The sequence below is a fragment of the Nocardia amikacinitolerans NBRC 108937 genome (assembly GCF_001612615.1).
Lineage (GTDB): Bacteria > Actinomycetota > Actinomycetes > Mycobacteriales > Mycobacteriaceae > Nocardia > Nocardia amikacinitolerans.
Genome location: NZ_BDAU01000047.1, coordinates 55441 through 70535, shown reverse-complemented (window position 1 = coordinate 70535; position 15095 = coordinate 55441). Strand labels below are relative to the sequence as shown.

13 protein-coding genes are annotated in these 15095 nt (G+C 68.3%); 4 read left to right on the top strand and 9 right to left on the bottom strand.

What is annotated here, in order from left to right:
* The 4 genes from NAM01S_RS29170 to NAM01S_RS29155 form a co-directional block, all read right to left on the bottom strand.
* On the bottom strand, nucleotides 1–384 hold a 384-nt coding region (locus NAM01S_RS29170; protein ID WP_067791370.1), incomplete at its 3' end, for a sterol carrier family protein.
* Nucleotides 385–550: 166 nt separating this feature from the next.
* On the bottom strand, nucleotides 551–973 hold the full coding sequence (locus NAM01S_RS29165; RefSeq protein WP_067791347.1) for a PPOX class F420-dependent oxidoreductase: 423 nt from the start codon (nucleotides 971–973) through the stop codon (nucleotides 551–553).
* 28 nt (nucleotides 974–1001) lie between these two features.
* The gene (locus NAM01S_RS29160) at nucleotides 1002–1676 is read right to left on the bottom strand and encodes a CPBP family intramembrane glutamic endopeptidase (protein ID WP_067791345.1); all 675 of its coding nucleotides are present in this window, start codon (nucleotides 1674–1676) and stop codon (nucleotides 1002–1004) included.
* Entirely contained in the window at nucleotides 1673–3406 is a 1734-nt protein-coding gene (locus tag NAM01S_RS29155) for an alpha/beta hydrolase (RefSeq protein WP_067791343.1), read from the bottom strand. Before NAM01S_RS29155 ends, NAM01S_RS29160 begins: the two co-directional genes overlap by 4 nt.
* Before the next feature lie 157 nt (nucleotides 3407–3563).
* Here NAM01S_RS29155 and NAM01S_RS29150 point away from each other — a divergent pair, with 157 nt between their 5' ends.
* Complete coding sequence (locus NAM01S_RS29150; RefSeq protein WP_067791341.1) at nucleotides 3564–3851, top strand: YiaA/YiaB family inner membrane protein; 288 nt, start codon at nucleotides 3564–3566, stop codon at nucleotides 3849–3851.
* Between the two features lie 58 nt (nucleotides 3852–3909).
* Here the strand turns inward: NAM01S_RS29150 and NAM01S_RS29145 are convergent, their stop codons facing one another.
* Both NAM01S_RS29145 and purL read right to left on the bottom strand, forming a co-directional pair.
* Nucleotides 3910–5643, bottom strand: a complete 1734-nt coding sequence (locus NAM01S_RS29145) for an alpha/beta hydrolase (RefSeq protein WP_067791340.1) — start codon at nucleotides 5641–5643, stop codon at nucleotides 3910–3912.
* An 18-nt stretch (nucleotides 5644–5661) separates the two neighbouring features.
* The gene (gene purL, locus NAM01S_RS29140; RefSeq protein ID WP_067791338.1) at nucleotides 5662–7956 is read right to left on the bottom strand and encodes a phosphoribosylformylglycinamidine synthase subunit PurL; all 2295 of its coding nucleotides are present in this window, start codon (nucleotides 7954–7956) and stop codon (nucleotides 5662–5664) included.
* A gap of 127 nt (nucleotides 7957–8083) precedes the next feature.
* Between purL and NAM01S_RS29135 the strand changes: the two genes are divergently transcribed.
* Complete coding sequence (locus NAM01S_RS29135; RefSeq protein ID WP_067791337.1) at nucleotides 8084–9409, top strand: glycosyltransferase 87 family protein; 1326 nt, start codon at nucleotides 8084–8086, stop codon at nucleotides 9407–9409.
* Between the two features lie 8 nt (nucleotides 9410–9417).
* Here NAM01S_RS29135 and NAM01S_RS29130 read toward each other — a convergent pair whose 3' ends face one another.
* Nucleotides 9418–10875: an AAA family ATPase gene (locus tag NAM01S_RS29130; protein ID WP_253798614.1), complete on the bottom strand. Its 1458-nt coding sequence runs from the start codon at nucleotides 10873–10875 to the stop codon at nucleotides 9418–9420.
* A gap of 282 nt (nucleotides 10876–11157) precedes the next feature.
* On the bottom strand, nucleotides 11158–11799 hold the full coding sequence (locus NAM01S_RS29125; RefSeq protein WP_174554875.1) for a hypothetical protein: 642 nt from the start codon (nucleotides 11797–11799) through the stop codon (nucleotides 11158–11160).
* Between the two features lie 168 nt (nucleotides 11800–11967).
* On the opposite strand from NAM01S_RS29125, the gene NAM01S_RS29120 reads away from it, so the two are divergent.
* On the top strand, nucleotides 11968–12714 hold the full coding sequence (locus tag NAM01S_RS29120) for a GntR family transcriptional regulator (RefSeq protein WP_218018476.1): 747 nt from the start codon (nucleotides 11968–11970) through the stop codon (nucleotides 12712–12714).
* A 13-nt stretch (nucleotides 12715–12727) separates the two neighbouring features.
* Nucleotides 12728–13396 (top strand): YdcF family protein, encoded by a 669-nt coding sequence (locus NAM01S_RS29115; protein WP_067791333.1) that lies wholly within the window; start codon nucleotides 12728–12730, stop codon nucleotides 13394–13396.
* 320 nt (nucleotides 13397–13716) lie between these two features.
* Here the strand turns inward: NAM01S_RS29115 and NAM01S_RS29110 are convergent, their stop codons facing one another.
* On the bottom strand, nucleotides 13717–15000 hold the full coding sequence (locus NAM01S_RS29110) for a M18 family aminopeptidase (RefSeq protein WP_067791331.1): 1284 nt from the start codon (nucleotides 14998–15000) through the stop codon (nucleotides 13717–13719).
* Nucleotides 15001–15095: the final 95 nt, after the last annotated feature.

Here is a 15095-nt window from a genome sequence, read left to right as displayed (position 1 = left end):
GAGACGCAGGATCGGCAGCCAATGCGCGACCTCGGCGGCGCGGCTGCCGGAGGCGGTGAGCGCTCCGGAGTGGACCGCGGTGTCGAAATCGAGCAGTCCGGTGGCGAGCAGCAGCCAGGTGCGCGGGTCGGTCTCGACGACATTGGGCGGGGTGCCGCGCGTGTGGCGGGGCCCTTCGATGCACTGCACCGCGACGAACGGCGGTACCCGCACCTCGACGGAATGGCCGGGCGCGTTCGCGGCCAGCGTGCGCACGGTCGTCTTGACCGCCGCCGCCAGCTCGGGCCGCGCGGGTTGCTCCGCAGTTTCGTCACGCAGCCAAGCACTCACCGCCGCCACCGCCGACCGGGTTTCCGCCGGGTCCACCGTCGCTCGTCGTCCCACTCGGCCGAGGTTACCCAGCGACCCCGACCGACGAGACACCGAAGCACGCCGCCCTGGCACACACCTTTCGCACGCCTCACATAGGCGGTGGCTATGTGAGGCGTGCAGAGGTTGTGTGGGACGCCAGGCGCGGTCCTGCGGGGAGAGCGCGCGGCGGGCGGAACTGTCAGGAGGCCCAGGGGCCGATGCCGCCGACCTTCTCGATTCGGATGCGGGTGAGGAAGCCCTCCGGCGCGTCGTCGGGCGGGAAGCCGATGCCAGGCGCGGCCATCGTCCGCGCGAGTTCCCTGAGCAGCTCCGGCGCACCGCCCTCGACGACGCGCGCCGTTCCGGTCACCGAGAGGTACGGCGTCATGATCTCGCCGCGTTCCCTGGAGACGATGGTGAGCGCGACGCGGCCGTCGCGCCGGACGTTGCGGACCTTCTTGTACTCGCCGAGGTGAGCGGTGACGAGCTCGTCGCCTTCGGGCGTCGATCGCAGCGCGACCCAGACCAGGCTGACCTGCGGGCTGCCGTCGGGATTGAGGGTGACCAGGGTGGCGTCGGCACCGGATCCGATCAGTGCGCGCGCGGCGTCGTCGAGTTTCACGAGTCGATCCAACACCGGCTCGCTTCATTCATTCCCGAATCGCACCGCGCGAGTCGCGATCGGGCCGCTCGCGGAACAGCGACTCCAGAGCGATCCGTCGCGCGACCACGCCGCCCGCGTTGATCGCGTAGTGCACGAGCGCGGGCGCGGTCGTGCTGCCGGTGCTGCGGCGCAGCAGACCGAAGAGCGCGCCGCCGAAAGCGGTGAACAGCACCGTCGGCACAACGGGTTCGGAACCCGCGCGAGCGGGATGGATGTGCCACAGACCGAAGGTGGCGGCGCCGAGCAGTCGGCCGAGGCGCACGCCGAAAGCGTTGTCCAGCAGCGGTTCCAGCGTGGAGCGGAAGATCAGCTCCTCGCTGTAGACGGTGCCGATCGGAATGTGCACGGCGACCCACTCGACATCCGAGACCTCTTGTTCCGGTGCGGCGAACTCACGCAGACTCTCGCGGACCGCCGGAATCGCCACGGCCGCACCGTAACCGGCCAGAACCAGCGAACCGGCGGCCGCGCCGACCCGCACCCCTTTGCCCGACCACCAGTGGGATCGACCACCGAGCGCGAGCCCGTAACCGGTAGCGAAGCAGGCGTTCACCGCCGTTCGCCCGCGCTGATCCAGTCCGAGCCCCGGCAGCACCAGGTTGCTCCACGCCAAGGCGAGGCCGGTTCCCGCGAGCGCCTTCAGAACCGGCCCGACGCTCACTTGGTCTCCCGCTCGAACTCCTCGGCCGCCTCCAGCTGGAACCGAATCCGCTCCGCCAGTTCGGCATTCCAACCGGGCGGCGCGGCGATGGCGGCCCAACCGTCCAGCACCAGGCTGCCGTAGCGGTGGCCGTGCCCGTCCGAAACACCCTGCGCGTTGGTGAGATCCGCGGCGACCTGCCAGAACGTGACGAACGGCGCCCAGCGCATCTGCGAGGACACGTCCGAGCCGCGCGGCTCCGACAGCCAATCCGGTTGGGAGAAGATCAGATCCGTCGACCACCAGACGATCGGGTCGGAGGCGTGCATGAGATAGGCGATGCGCGGCGCTCGCCATTCGCTGTCCGGGCGCGCGAGATCGGCGGCGTCGTCGGCGAATCGGACGACCAGCCCGTCGGCGTACACCGGCTCCACTTCACGGGAACCTGGGTCGCGCCGCTGGACGAACTGCTGCCACAGCCGGTTGGAATTCGGCGGACCCACCCACAGCGCGCCGTCCACCTTGGCGCGCAGATCGGCGAGGCCGTCGAACGCGGCCTCCGACCCCTGCGAGCCCAGGCTCTCGCCGTACACCAGCAGCTTCGGCCGCGACTGCGGCGGGCGCGCCGACCAGTGCTCGTACACCGCGTCGAAGAGCCGCTCCCCCGCCGCGGCCGCTTTTCCGCGGTCCGCGAGGAACGAGAGCACGCTCGGCAGATACGAGTACTGCGTCGCGACGATGGCGCTGTCGCCGCCGTACATGTACTCGATCGCACCCGCCGCCAGGGAATTGACCCAGCCCGTGCCCGTGGTGGTGATCACGACGAGCACCTTCCTGTCGAAGGCTCCGGTGCGCTCCAGCTCCTCGACCGCGAGCGCGGCTTGCTCCGCGCCACCGTCGGCCGATTCCAACCCGACGTAGGCCCGGATCGGTTCGCGCGCCGGCTGACCGGTCACCGCCGCGATGCGGCTGCGCGAGGGTCCGTGCGAGACGAACCAGCGCCCTTCGAAGCCGAGCGTCTCCCACTTCGCCAGCGAGGCCGGGCTGCCCGAGCGCTCAGGCTGCTGCGGTTGCACCGCGTTCGGCGAGGTGTGGTCGTTGCGGACGCTGAACGCCGAGTTGGCGACGGCGAAGAACGCGCGCGAGGCGACGCCGTTGAACAGCGTCACGACGAGCACCACGAGCACCAGCGCTCCCGCGGCGGGCGCCAGCTCGCGCGGCACCCTGACCCACCGGTTCAACTGACGGGCCAGGAACAGGATGATCTCGCGCACGGTCCGATAACCCGCGACCACCGCGGCGCCCACCGCCACGCTCAACAATCCGGTGCGCAGGTAGGCGGGAGTCGTCGTGCCCTCCATGCCCATCAGCGCGGTGATCTCGCGCTGCCAGCGCGCCGACTGCACCAGCATCAGGGCGGCGGCCAGCGCGGAGGTGAGCAGGATCGCGGTCTTGAGCGCGTAGCGCACCCAGGTGGGCGGTCCGGGAATCTTCAGCCGCGGCCGCACCCAGATCCGGAACAGCCATTCGAGCACGCAGCCGAGGCCGTAGCCGAGTGCCGCGTTGATGCCCGAGATCAGGCCCTGGAACAGCCAGTCCCTCGGCACCAGCGACGGCGTCACCGACAGCGCGAAGAAGACGGTCGCGACGATCAGCCCGACGTAGTTGAGGTCGATGATGTCCTCGGCCCGGCGCACCACGACGACGCCGCGGGCACGCAGCTTCGTCAGGGTGTCGGCCTTCTCGAGCACTCGAACAGTATGGCGCTCCGCACCGACGGGCGGGTTGCCCGTACCGCCACGCGGCCACGCGGGCGCACATCACAGCCGCGTCACGCGGCAATTACCCACCGTGCTCGAGTAGTTGTACGCGGTCGCGCGAGCTGTTCGCCCCGCAGACTCGTTGTCCATGAGCACACCAAACGCAGCGCCGAAAGCAACCTCGGCCTATGTCGCGCAGGCCGCGATCGCGTTCGGCGTCAGCTTGTTCGGGGCGGGCGTCGGCATCTTCTACCTTCCGCTGGACGTCTGGCAACGCGGCTTCCTCGGCATGACCGTGCTGTTCCTGGTGACCAGCACCTTCACCCTCGCCAAGGTGGTGCGCGATCAGCACGAGGCCGCCTCCACCGCCAGCCGGATCGACGCGGCGCGGATGGAAAAGCTGATGGCCGAACACGATCCGTTCAAACCACTCTGATCGACGCCCATCCGATGCGAGCCCGGCGACGAGGGGTCCGGGCCCGCATCGGGTGTGGCTATTTCAGCGCGCGCTCGCGGTCGGCGGATTCCTCCAGGTACTGGCGGACGCGGTCGGAGAGTTCCACTGTCCAGTCCGGCGGTTCGGCGATGGCGACCCACGCGTCGAGCACCAGCGTGCCGTAGCGGTGGCCGTGACCGTCGCTGACCCGCTGCGCGTTCGGCAGGTCGGCGGCGACCTGCCAGAACGTGACGATCGGATACCAGCCCATGCGCGGCGACACGTCCGGCCCGGGCGGCTCACGCAGCCAATCCGGTTCGTCGAACAGCAGATCCGGTGACCACCACACCACCGGGTCCGTGGCGTGCTGGAGGTAGAGCACGCGGGGGTCGAGCCAGGTCGCGCCCGCCTGCCACAGGTGTGCGCGTTCGTCGGCGAAACGGACGACGAGACCGTCGGCGTAGGTGGGCAGGATCTCCGGCGAGCCCGGATCGCGCCGGGTGACGAACTCGCGCCAGATCCGGTTGGAATTGGGCGGTCCGACCCACAGCACGCCGTCGGTGCGCGTCCGCAGGTCGGCGAGGCCGCTGAAAGCGCCCTCCGAACCCTGCGAGCCCAGGCTCTCGCCGTAGACCAGCAGCTTCGGGCGCAACTCCGCGGGGCGCGCCGACCAGTGCTCGTAGACCTTGTCGAACAACAGCTTTCCGGCTTCGGTGGCCTTGGCCCGGTCCGAGAGGAACGAAAGCACGCTCGGCAGATAGGAATACTGCGTCGCGACGACGGCGGTGTCGCCGCCGAACATCATCTCGATCGATTCCACGCTGGTCGAGTCGACCCAGCCGGTGCCGGTGGTGGTCACCACGACGAGCACCTTGCGCTCGAACGCCTTGGTGCGCTCGAGTTCGTCGATCGCCAATTCCGCCTGCGCCTCGGGATTCTCGGCCGACTCGAGCCCGGTGTAGACGCGAATCGGCTCGCGCGCAGGCTTTCCCGTCACGCGCTCGATCGCCGCGGCGTCGGGCCCGTAGGAGACGAACCAGCGGCCTTCCGAGCCCAGCGTGTCCCACGCCGCCAACGACGCTGGGCTGCCGGACTTCTCGGGCAGCTGCGGCTGGGTGGCGTTCGGCGAGGTGTTGCTGTTGCGCACGCTGAACGCCGAATTCGCCGCGTCGAAGAAGACGCGCACCAGCACGCCGTTGCCGAGCAGCACCGCGACCACGGCCACGGTGACGAATCCGATCGGCAGCGCGATCCGGCGTGGGATGCGCACCCACCGCACCAATTCGCCCGCCACCCAGCGGACCGACCAGCGCGCCGCGCGGAACAGCCCGATCACCAAGGCGACCACCGCGGCGCTCAACGCGCCCGTGCGCAGATAGCCGGAAGTGGTGGTCTGGTCCATGCCCATCAGCGCGGTGATCTCGCGCTGCCAGCGCGCCGACTGCACGAGCATGACGATCGCGACTACCACGCACGCGAGCACGACGAGTGTCTTGACGACCCCGCCGAGCCAGCTCGGCAGCCGCTGTGCCAGCGCCGCGGGCGGTTTCACCCGCGGCGCGATCCATTTGCGATAGGCCAGGTCGAGCAGGCAGCCGACGCCGTAGCCGATCGCGGCGTTGACGCCGCTGACCAGCCCCTGGAACAGCCAGTCGCGCGGCAGCAGCGAAGGCGTCAGCGACCAGCAGAAGAACAGGGTGGCGACGACGAGACCGACGTAGTTCGGATGGAAGAAACGCTCGACGAGGCCGACCAGTCGGCCGGCCCCGTCGCGTAGCTCAGCGGTAACCATCCGAGCCTCCCGGTGGGGTCAGATCGCGCTGGCTCCGAAGAGTTTCGGCAGCGTGCCCTCGTAGGCGTCGCGCAATTCGGCCATGGTAACCGAGAATTGGCCCTGCACCTCGACGGAATCCGAGCCCTGGTCGACGACGCCGATGCGCACCCACGGCAGCTCACGCGCGTCGCACATCTTGGTGAACCGGGTCTCCTCCGAGCGCGGCACCGCGACGAGCACCCGGCCCGCCGATTCGGAGAACAGCGTGACGAACGGGTCGGCGCCCTCGGGAAGCAGGATGCGGCAACCGGTCTCGCCCGCCAGCGCGGCCTCCACCACGGCCTGCGCCAGACCACCCTCGGACAGGTCGTGCGCGGCGCTGATCATGCCGTCGCGCGAGCCCGCGGTGAGGATCTCGGCGAGCAGCTGCTCGCGCGCGAAGTCGACCTTGGGCGGTTCGCCGCCGAGGTGATCGTGGGCGACCTGCGACCAGATGGAGCCGCCGAACTCGTCGCGGGTCTCGCCGAGCAGGATCAGCGTCTCGCCCGGTTCGAGGCCGAGGCCGGTGGGGATGCGGCGGTGCACGTCGTCGATGACGCCGAGCACGCCGACGACCGGCGTCGGCAGGATGGCGTCCTGGCCGGTCTGGTTGTAAAAGCTGACGTTGCCGCCGGTGACCGGAATGCCAAGGGCCACACAGCCGTCCGCGAGACCGCGCACGGCCTGCTGGAACTGCCACATCACGCCGGGGTCCTCCGGCGAGCCGAAGTTCAGGCAGTTGGTGACGGCCTTCGGGGTGGCGCCGGTGGTTGCGACGTTGCGGTAGGCCTCGGCCAGCGCGAGCTGCGCGCCGGTGTACGGGTCCAGCTTGGTGTAGCGGCCGGAGGCGTCGGTGGCCAGCGCGATGCCGCGACCGGTCTCTTCGTCGATCCGGATGACGCCCGCGTCGGCGTGCTCGGCGAGCACGGTGTTGCCGCGCACGTAGCGGTCGTACTGCTCGGTGATCCACTTGCGGCTGCACAGCTGCGGGCTGGAGATCATCTGGAGCAGCGTCGCGCGCAGCTCCTCCGGTGTCTTCGGACGCGAGAGCTTGTCCGGGGTGTCGGCGATCAGCGCGTCCTGGTAGTCCGGGCGCCGCACCGGGCGCTCGTACACCGGGCCCTCGTGCGCGACGGTGCGCGGCGGCACGTCCACCACGGTCTCGCCGTGCCAGGTGACCACCAGACGGTCGCCGTCGGTGACCTCACCGATGACGGTGGCGAGCACGTCCCACTTGTGGCACACCGCCATGAACGCCTCGACGTTCTCGGGGGTGACCACGGCGCACATGCGCTCCTGGGACTCGCTGGAGAGGATCTCCGCGGGCGTCATGTTGGCCGCGCGCAGCGGCACCTTGGTCAGGTCGATGTGCATGCCGCCGTCGCCTGCGGCCGCGAGTTCGGAGGTGGCGCAGGACAGTCCGGCACCGCCGAGGTCCTGGATGCCGACGACCAGCTTCGCCGCGTACAGCTCGAGACAGCACTCGATGAGCACCTTCTCGGTGAACGGGTCGCCGACCTGGACGCTGGGCAGCTTCTTGCGTCCGGCGCCGGACTCGTCGCCGGAGAAGGTGTCCGAGGCGAGCACGGAGACGCCGCCGATACCGTCGAGGCCGGTGCGCGCGCCGAACAGGATGATCTTGTTGCCCTTGCCGGAGGCGAAGGCAAGGTGCAGGTCCTCGACCCGCATCACGCCAGCGCACAGCGCGTTGACCAGCGGGTTGCCCTGGTAAGAGGCGTCGAACACGGTCTCGCCGCCGACATTCGGCAGGCCGAGCGAGTTGCCGTAGCCGCCGACGCCGCGCACCACGCCGTCGACGACGCGGCGGGTGTCGGCCGCGTCCGCCGCGCCGAAGCGCAGCTGGTCCATCACCGCGATCGGGCGCGCGCCCATCGCCATGATGTCGCGCACGATGCCGCCGACACCGGTGGCCGCGCCCTGGTACGGCTCGACGTAGGACGGGTGGTTGTGGCTTTCCACCTTGAAGGTGACCGCCCAGCCGTCGCCCACGTCGACCACGCCTGCGTTCTCGCCGATGCCCGCGAGCATGGACTCGCGCATCTCGTCGGTGGTGGTCTGACCGAAGTAGCGCAGGTGCACCTTGGAGGACTTGTAGGAGCAGTGCTCGCTCCACATCACCGAGTACATCGCCAGCTCGGCGTCGGTGGGCCGACGGCCGAGGATCTCCTTGATGCGGGCGTACTCGTCGTCCTTGAGACCCAGCTCTTTGTACGGTTGCGCCACATCGGGGGTCGCTGCGGCTGCGCTGACGGTGTCGACCTGCGGAGTCACGGAGTACCAGGGTCCTTTCGGCCGGGCCGTTGTCACTGAGTTGCGGCGAGACGCCTGGCGCCCAGTCTAGAGGGCGGGTGACGCGGCCCCGCAGGTGAGGGGCACGGCCGCCCATTACGCTGTCCGGGTGAGCGAACGATCGGGGGTTGCGAATTCGGCCGAGGATGCCACGGAGGATGCGCACCCGGAGGTCGCCGAATCCACCACCGGCTCGTCACCGCGTTCGCCGATGTCATCGAGGCAGTTGCGCTGGCTGGGCGCGGCCCTCGCGTTGTTCCTGGTCTCCGCGGTCGTCTCGCTGCTGGTGCACTGGTGGGGCGGGTACATCGACCTGCGGGTCTACCGCAACGGCGCGCGCGTCTGGCTGGACGGCGGCGAGCTGTACGGCCCGATGCCGCCGGTGTTCGGCATCGGCCTTCCGTTCACCTATCCCCCGCTGGCCGCGCTGTTCTTCGCGCCGCTCGCGCTGATGCCGCTGCCGCTCGCCGAGGTGCTGGTGCTTGCCACCTCGATCGGCAGCCTAGGCATCACGCTGTGGCTGGTGCTGGCCAGGATCCGGCCGGAGCTCGACCGGACGACCATGCTGCCCTTGGTGATCGCCGCTGTCGCTGCGGCGGGGTTCCTGGAACCGGTGCGGCAGACCTACGGCTTCGGCCAGATCAACCTGGTGCTGATGGCCGCCGTCGCGCTGGACTGCCTGGTGCGCAAGCCGTTCTGGCCGCGCGGCATGCTCATCGGAATCGCGGTGTCGATCAAGCTGATTCCCGCGGGTTATCTGCTGTACTTCCTGCTGCGCAGGGACTGGAAGGCCGCTGGCACCCTGGTCGTCTCGGCGATCTGTGCGGTCGGCCTCGGATTCCTCCTGTTCCCAAGCGATTCCGTGGACTACTGGTTCCACACCCTCTCCGACACCGGCCGCATCGGCCCGCCGTACTTCGCGGGCAACCAGTCGCTCAAGGGCATGGCCTTCCGGCTCGGCGTCTCCGATTCCGCGGCCACCCTGATCTGGATCACCCTCTCGCTGATCGCGGTCGCGCTGGCCGCCATCTGGATGCACCGTCTCATCGCCGCGGGCAACACCGTCGCCGCGCTGCTGGTCAACGCCGCCGCGGTCCTGCTCGTCTCGCCGGTCTCCTGGTCGCACCACTGGGTCTGGGTGGCGCCCGCCCTCGTCGCCGCCGCCGACGCCCTCGTCCGCGCCCGCGAGGGCCGCGCCCGAACCCCGCGCGGACGCTGGTTCCCCACAACCATCGCCTGCCTGACCGTCCTCTTCCTCGTCGGCCCCCAGTGGTTGCTCCCCCACTCGAAGGATCGAGAACTCGACTGGGCTTGGTGGCAGCAGATTCTCGGCAGCAGCTACGTCCTCGTGACCTTCGCCATCCTCGTCTACGCGGTCTGCACCTACCGCCCCGCCGTGACCCGCACCACCGAAACCGCCTCGGCCACCGCCTGACTCGCCCGTCACATCCCGTAGAGGGTGTTCGAGTCCACCAGGACCACGTCCTCCGCGGCGACGGCCTCGGTCAGCGCGGGCATGAAACCCGCAGCGCTATAGCAAGCCAGCCGTGTTCGGCTTGTGTCGAACTTGGCCGAGAGCAGGTCCCGGATCCGGCGCAACCGGTCGAGATGACCCAGGCCCATCGTGTCGTTCCATTTGGCTTCGCCGATGGACAGCAGCGCTTCGCGCCCGTCGGGAAGCTCGCCGAACACCGCGATGTCGACCTCGTGCGTCGTCTGCTGTGCGGGATCGTTGACCATTCCGCTGGCCACTCTGGTGACGTGACCCCCGAAGAAGTCCTCGGGTGCGTAGTCGGCGACCCAGGCGCGGCAGACCTCCTCGAAATGCGGACCCAGCACATTGCTTTCGAAGCGATGGCGCCGACGTTCCCACAGACGCGCCGTCCGCCGTCCGCGTTCCCATTCGGTCCAGTCCGGGCGCTGCACGGCTTGATAGAACGCGACGAGCGGCTCATTGATGCGGTAGATCATGCGGTTGCCGCGAAACGCATCGCGCTCGCGGCGCAACAGGCCGCAGTCTTCGAGCACGGTGAGCGGATGAGTGATGTCGCTGGCCTTGCGTCCGACATACGAGGCGATACCGCCGCTGGTCGAGTTTCCCTGGGCCACGGCCGCCAACACCGAGTGGTAAAGACCAGGGTCGCGCAATCCGGGTTCCTCGCTCAGGAGATACCTCGCCTCACGGAACAACGGACTCGACGGGTTGAGCACCGTTCGTAGCACCCAGTCGTCGAAATCCTCCAGACTCGCGGGCACGTCTCCTTCGACGAACTCCCTCCGATAAGCGGGTGTTCCGCCGACGATCGAGTGCACCTGGATCGCCAACCGCGGATCGTCGATCCCCCAGAAATCCGCGGCGAGACGATAGTCCAGCGTCGGAACGATCAGTTCCAGCCCGGCTCGCCCGCGCAGCGGTGCGCCACCGGCCAGCAGCGAACCCATGAAGGACATCGCCGACCCACACAGCAACAACCTGGCCCGGGACCGCCGCCGCTCGGGCCTGCGCGGCGCCAACGCCGACTGAATGATCGATGGCAATCCCGGACTCGCCTTCACCAGATACGGGAACTCATCGATGACGACAGGGACCTCGCGGTTCTCGGTCACCGTCAGCAGCGCATCGACCGCCTGACGCCAGTCCTCGAATCGAACCGGCAGCCCCGACCCACTGAACTCCGCCACCGCCGCGGCGAAATACCGCAACGACTCGGCCTCGGTTGCCTGGTCCGCGGCAAAGTAGAAGCCCCCGGCCGCCTCACAGATCGCCTCCAGCAGGAACGTCTTGCCCTGCCTGCGCCGACCGGACACCACCCCCAGCGTCGCGTGCGGCTGACCACTCGTAACGAACCCCGCCAGCGCACGCCACTCCCGCTCACGGTCGAACATGTCGGCAGGTTTCACCAGCAACGGAACCTCCGCTATTCGAGGAAGTATATTTACACTAACTATACTTCCTCAAATATTGTCACGGTTCCAGGTAGAGCCGCTCGTTTGGGAGGCGCGGGTACCGCCCACCATCCGCGAGGCTCACACTCACGGCATCCACATACCGCCGCTGCTGATGTTCCTGAAGGAACCACAGCGCAGCTGTCATGCACGCGGTGAAATCGAAACGCATCCCACGTACGTACACCGCAAGGTGCACATCGGGTTCCGCCGGGCGCGGTGAACACCGGCCGCTCATCAGCGCGATCCCGGACTCGCCAAACAGGCATGTACGGTGTCGATCACCGCCAAGCCCGAGGGCCGGAACCCGCTGTGTGCGAGGGTAATCCACGTCCGATACCGCAGTCCGTGATCCGAAGGCCCCGGCAACGCGATATGCCCTCCGCCGCGGATGACGTGGACGTGGTTGCGCCACAGCAATGCCTCGCCGGGAAGGTCGACCGGGATGTCCGAACGCACCAAGAACGTCCAGGTCCGACTGCGCGGGTGAGAAATGATCGACCCACCCCCGCACTGCCTGCGCTCCATACCGCCCTTGACGCGCAGCCCGAGATCAGCGGGCATCCTGATCGCCCACACCATGCCGGTGGTGAAGCCGATGCGGCCGGTTTCCTCGTCGACCACGGCGGGCAAATTGCAGACCGCTCGGTAGTACTCACACCGTGAATGCGCCGTATCGCCCGCCGCGAAAACCGACGGCCCCCCAGCCCGGTCGCCGTTCGCAGCAGTCGACGCGAGCCCGGCCACACCGGTCGCCGGGCCCTCGTGGCGCGATGAAATCGCCTGCGGCAGAAGTTCGTTCGAATTGTTGTGGTTGCCCGATTCTTCGATGGTCACGCGAGTCACCCCAATTGACGTCATACCGATCCAGAAGGCCACACTTGAGAGCAATAGAAGTAGCTCTATTTGAGCAGTGGGCCCCATCGGTGTCAATAGAGCCGGTTGTATCTCCCTCAAGATGGTCGGCGGCTACTCTCGTCATCGGCGGGCTCGAAGCGGATCACAGACGGGAGCGATCAGCAGATGGCGGGCGGCGGGTACCGAGAGTTGGCGGCCACTTTGCGCGCGGCCATCCGCGATGGCGTGTACCCACCCGGCGCAACTCTGCCCAAGCAGGACACGCTGGCCGTACAGCATGGCGTCAACATCAAGACCGTTCGCCAAGCCGTCGCCGTGCTCGAAGCCGAGGGACTGGTGACGCCGATCAGGCGCCGGGGCACGGTGGTTCACGAACGCCCACCTATGCACAGACTCGGTCCGGAACGATATTCCAAGAAGAAATGGAAGTTCGGTGACCTCGTCGCCTTCGCGGCCGATCGCGAAGCATCGGGGCGTCCATGGAAGTCTGCCGATCAGGCAAACACGGTCCAGCTCGTAGAAGCGGACAGCGAAGTAGCCGCAGCTTTCGGTATCCCTCGGAAGTCTTTCGTGTACGAACGCGCACGCGTCGTGCGTGACGATGGCCAGCCGACACATACGCTCACGAGCTACTATCTGCCAGCGCACGTCGAGGGAACCCCGCTGGTAGATCCGGCGCCAGGTCCCGCCGGGCGCGGTGGAGGATTCGCAGTCCTCGCCCTGCAAGGCCTCGAGCCCGACCGAATCGTTGAGACGATCTCGGCACGCATGCCGAACCCGAGCGAGATCGCCACGCTCGAACTACCGTCCGGTGAGCCGGTCATGATCCTGACGCGTCGCACGTACACCACAGACAACGTCCTCGTCGAGTTCGCGCGCGGCGTGCACGCCGCATCACGATTCTCGTGGACCTACGACTTCAAAGTTCCCGACTGAAAGCGCCTCGATCATGACTTCGGTGGCACTGCCCAATCGCCTTCGCTCCGATGTCGAAGTGCTGTGGGACTACAACCAGATGCATCAGCGAGTGGGCTCGGCGGACCTCGGGATCGGTCTAGGTAGCCATGACCTCGGCGTGGCCACCTGGACCGCAGCGCTGTACCGGCAACGCACATTTCCGCTCATAGTTTTCAGTGGAGGGAACTCCCCCACCACGATAGGCACATTTCCCCGTGGTGAGGCGGTGCATTATCGCGAGCATGCGATTGACCTGGGTGTTCCCCAGAGCGCCATCCTCATCGAACCCGCTGCGACCAACACCGGTCAGAACATCACGTTCACACAAGCACTGCTGGAACAGAACGGCCGTCTCGACTCGATCGAGTCCGTGGTACTCATCTGCCGCCCATACCAGCAGCGCCGCAGTTACGCTGCGTGCCGCAAACTTTGGCCCGAAGTGGACGTCGTCTGCACTTCACTACCAGTGACCCTGGACGAGTACATCGACAGAATCGGCGATGTCGATCGCGTCATCACCATGCTCGTCGGCGATACCCAGAGGACGTGGGTGTATCCGAGGAAAGGTTGGGCCATTCACATGGATGTGCCGGACGAAGTTCGGAACGCCTACTCACGACTCGTCGCCGCGGGATACACCGGCCGCCTGCTTCCGGAATAGGCGCGCTCCGCCACCGCACGCAGAAGTGAAGGCCGGGACAGGGTTTGATCGATGCGATCCATGGCCGTTTCCATGCCGACGCTCACCTGCATCCAGTCCACATCGCGCAAAGGATCCACTCGGTACCGCGAACGTTGAGGATCTCGCGCCGCTGACGAACCGGCCGCCTTGATCACCTTCCGGCGGACGGACGTGCGCCGAGGCGACGTCGTCCCTGCCGACCGGGGAACATTGCCGGGCGAACCTGATGTGAGAGCCCGCTGAGCGGAGATCGACGCCGAACTCGGCCGGTAGCGCGTCCCGGCTGGGCGCAGCGGGCCCTACTCCACCGGCGTGAGGAACGCCGCTAGCGCCGCCGCGTAGGCGGGAACGTCGTTGGCGCCCATCAATTCTCGGGCCGAGTGCATCGCCAGTTGGGGGGCGCCGACGTCGACGGTGGGCATGCCGGTGCGGGCGGCGGTCATGGGGCCGATGGTGGAACCGCAGGGCAGGTCGGCGCGGTGGACGTAGCGCTGCAACGGGACTGCCGCTTGGTCGCAGGCGAGGGCGAAGGCGCCCGCGCCGGTGGCGTCGGTGGCGTAGCGCAGGTTCTGGTTGACCTTGAGCACCGGTCCGCCGTTGATCTCGATGCGGTGCGCGGGCTCGTGCCGCTCGGGGTAGTTGGGGTGGGTGGCGTGCGCCATGTCGCCGGACGCGCAGACCGAACCGGCAAGGGCCGCAAGGTATTCGGCGCGACCGCCACCGCGGGCGAGCACGATCCGCTCCAGCACGGCGGGCAGCAGATCGGACTGGGCTCCGCGATCGGACTGGCTGCCGACCTCCTCGTGATCGAACATGGCGAGCACCGGGGTCGCCGCGCCGGGATCCTCCACCGCGGCGAGGAACGCGCGCAGTCCGGCGTAGCAGGTGCCCTGGTTGTCCAGCCGGGGCGCGCTGACCAGATCGCGGTCCCGTCCGACCAGCCTGCTCTGCTCGAGATCGTGCGTCATCAGCTCCCAGCCGAGCACCGCGGCCGGATCCACCGCCGCGCTCTCGGCGACGAAGGCGAGGAACGAGCGCGGCGTGTCACCGACGCCCCACACCGCGTTCACGTGCCGCTGCGGGTCGAGGGTGACGCCGCGCCGGTCCTCGGAGAGGTGGATGGCCAGCTGCGGCACCCGCAGGATCGGGTCGTCGACGCGAATCAGCTGCTCGCGCACCCTGTTTCCGTCTCGCACCGTCAGCCGGCCGGAGATGCCGAGCTCGCGGTCCAGCCACGAGTTCAGCCATGCGCCGCCGTAGGGCTCGAGCCCGACGAGCTGCCAGCCCGCGGAGGCCAGATCCGGGTGCTGCTTCACCCGCAGGTTCGGGCTGTCGGTGTGCGCGCCGACGACACGGAACGGGGCGTCTTGGCCGGTCCCCGACCAGGCGACCAGCGAACCGCCACGCACCACGTAGCGGCGTCCGATCGTCTCGTCGGGCCAGACCGACGCCTCCTCGAGCCGGGTGAAGCCGTGCAGGTCCAGTTCCCGCGCGACCGTGCGGACCACGTGGAACGGCGAGGGCGAATCATCGATGAACGCGCACAGACCATCGGCCGTGGCGGCGGTGGCGGAAACCGGCATGGACCGATCCTAGGGCCCGCACCGCCTCGGCCGCCGACATGGATAGGCGGCAACTTCCGCCGACGCCGCTAAACTAGCCCCCAGGCTGCGAACGA

Bases quoted from the DNA above. Each gene is read 5' to 3' on its own strand.
- NAM01S_RS29150 (WP_067791341.1), top strand. From the start codon at position 3,564: ATGAGCACACCAAACGCAGCGCCGAAAGCAACCTCGGCCTATGTCGCG.
- NAM01S_RS29145 (WP_067791340.1), bottom strand. From the start codon at position 5,643: ATGGTTACCGCTGAGCTACGCGACGGGGCCGGCCGACTGGTCGGCCTC.
- NAM01S_RS29115 (WP_067791333.1), top strand. From the start codon at position 12,728: ATGACTTCGGTGGCACTGCCCAATCGCCTTCGCTCCGATGTCGAAGTG.
- NAM01S_RS29110 (WP_067791331.1), bottom strand. From the start codon at position 15,000: ATGCCGGTTTCCGCCACCGCCGCCACGGCCGATGGTCTGTGCGCGTTC.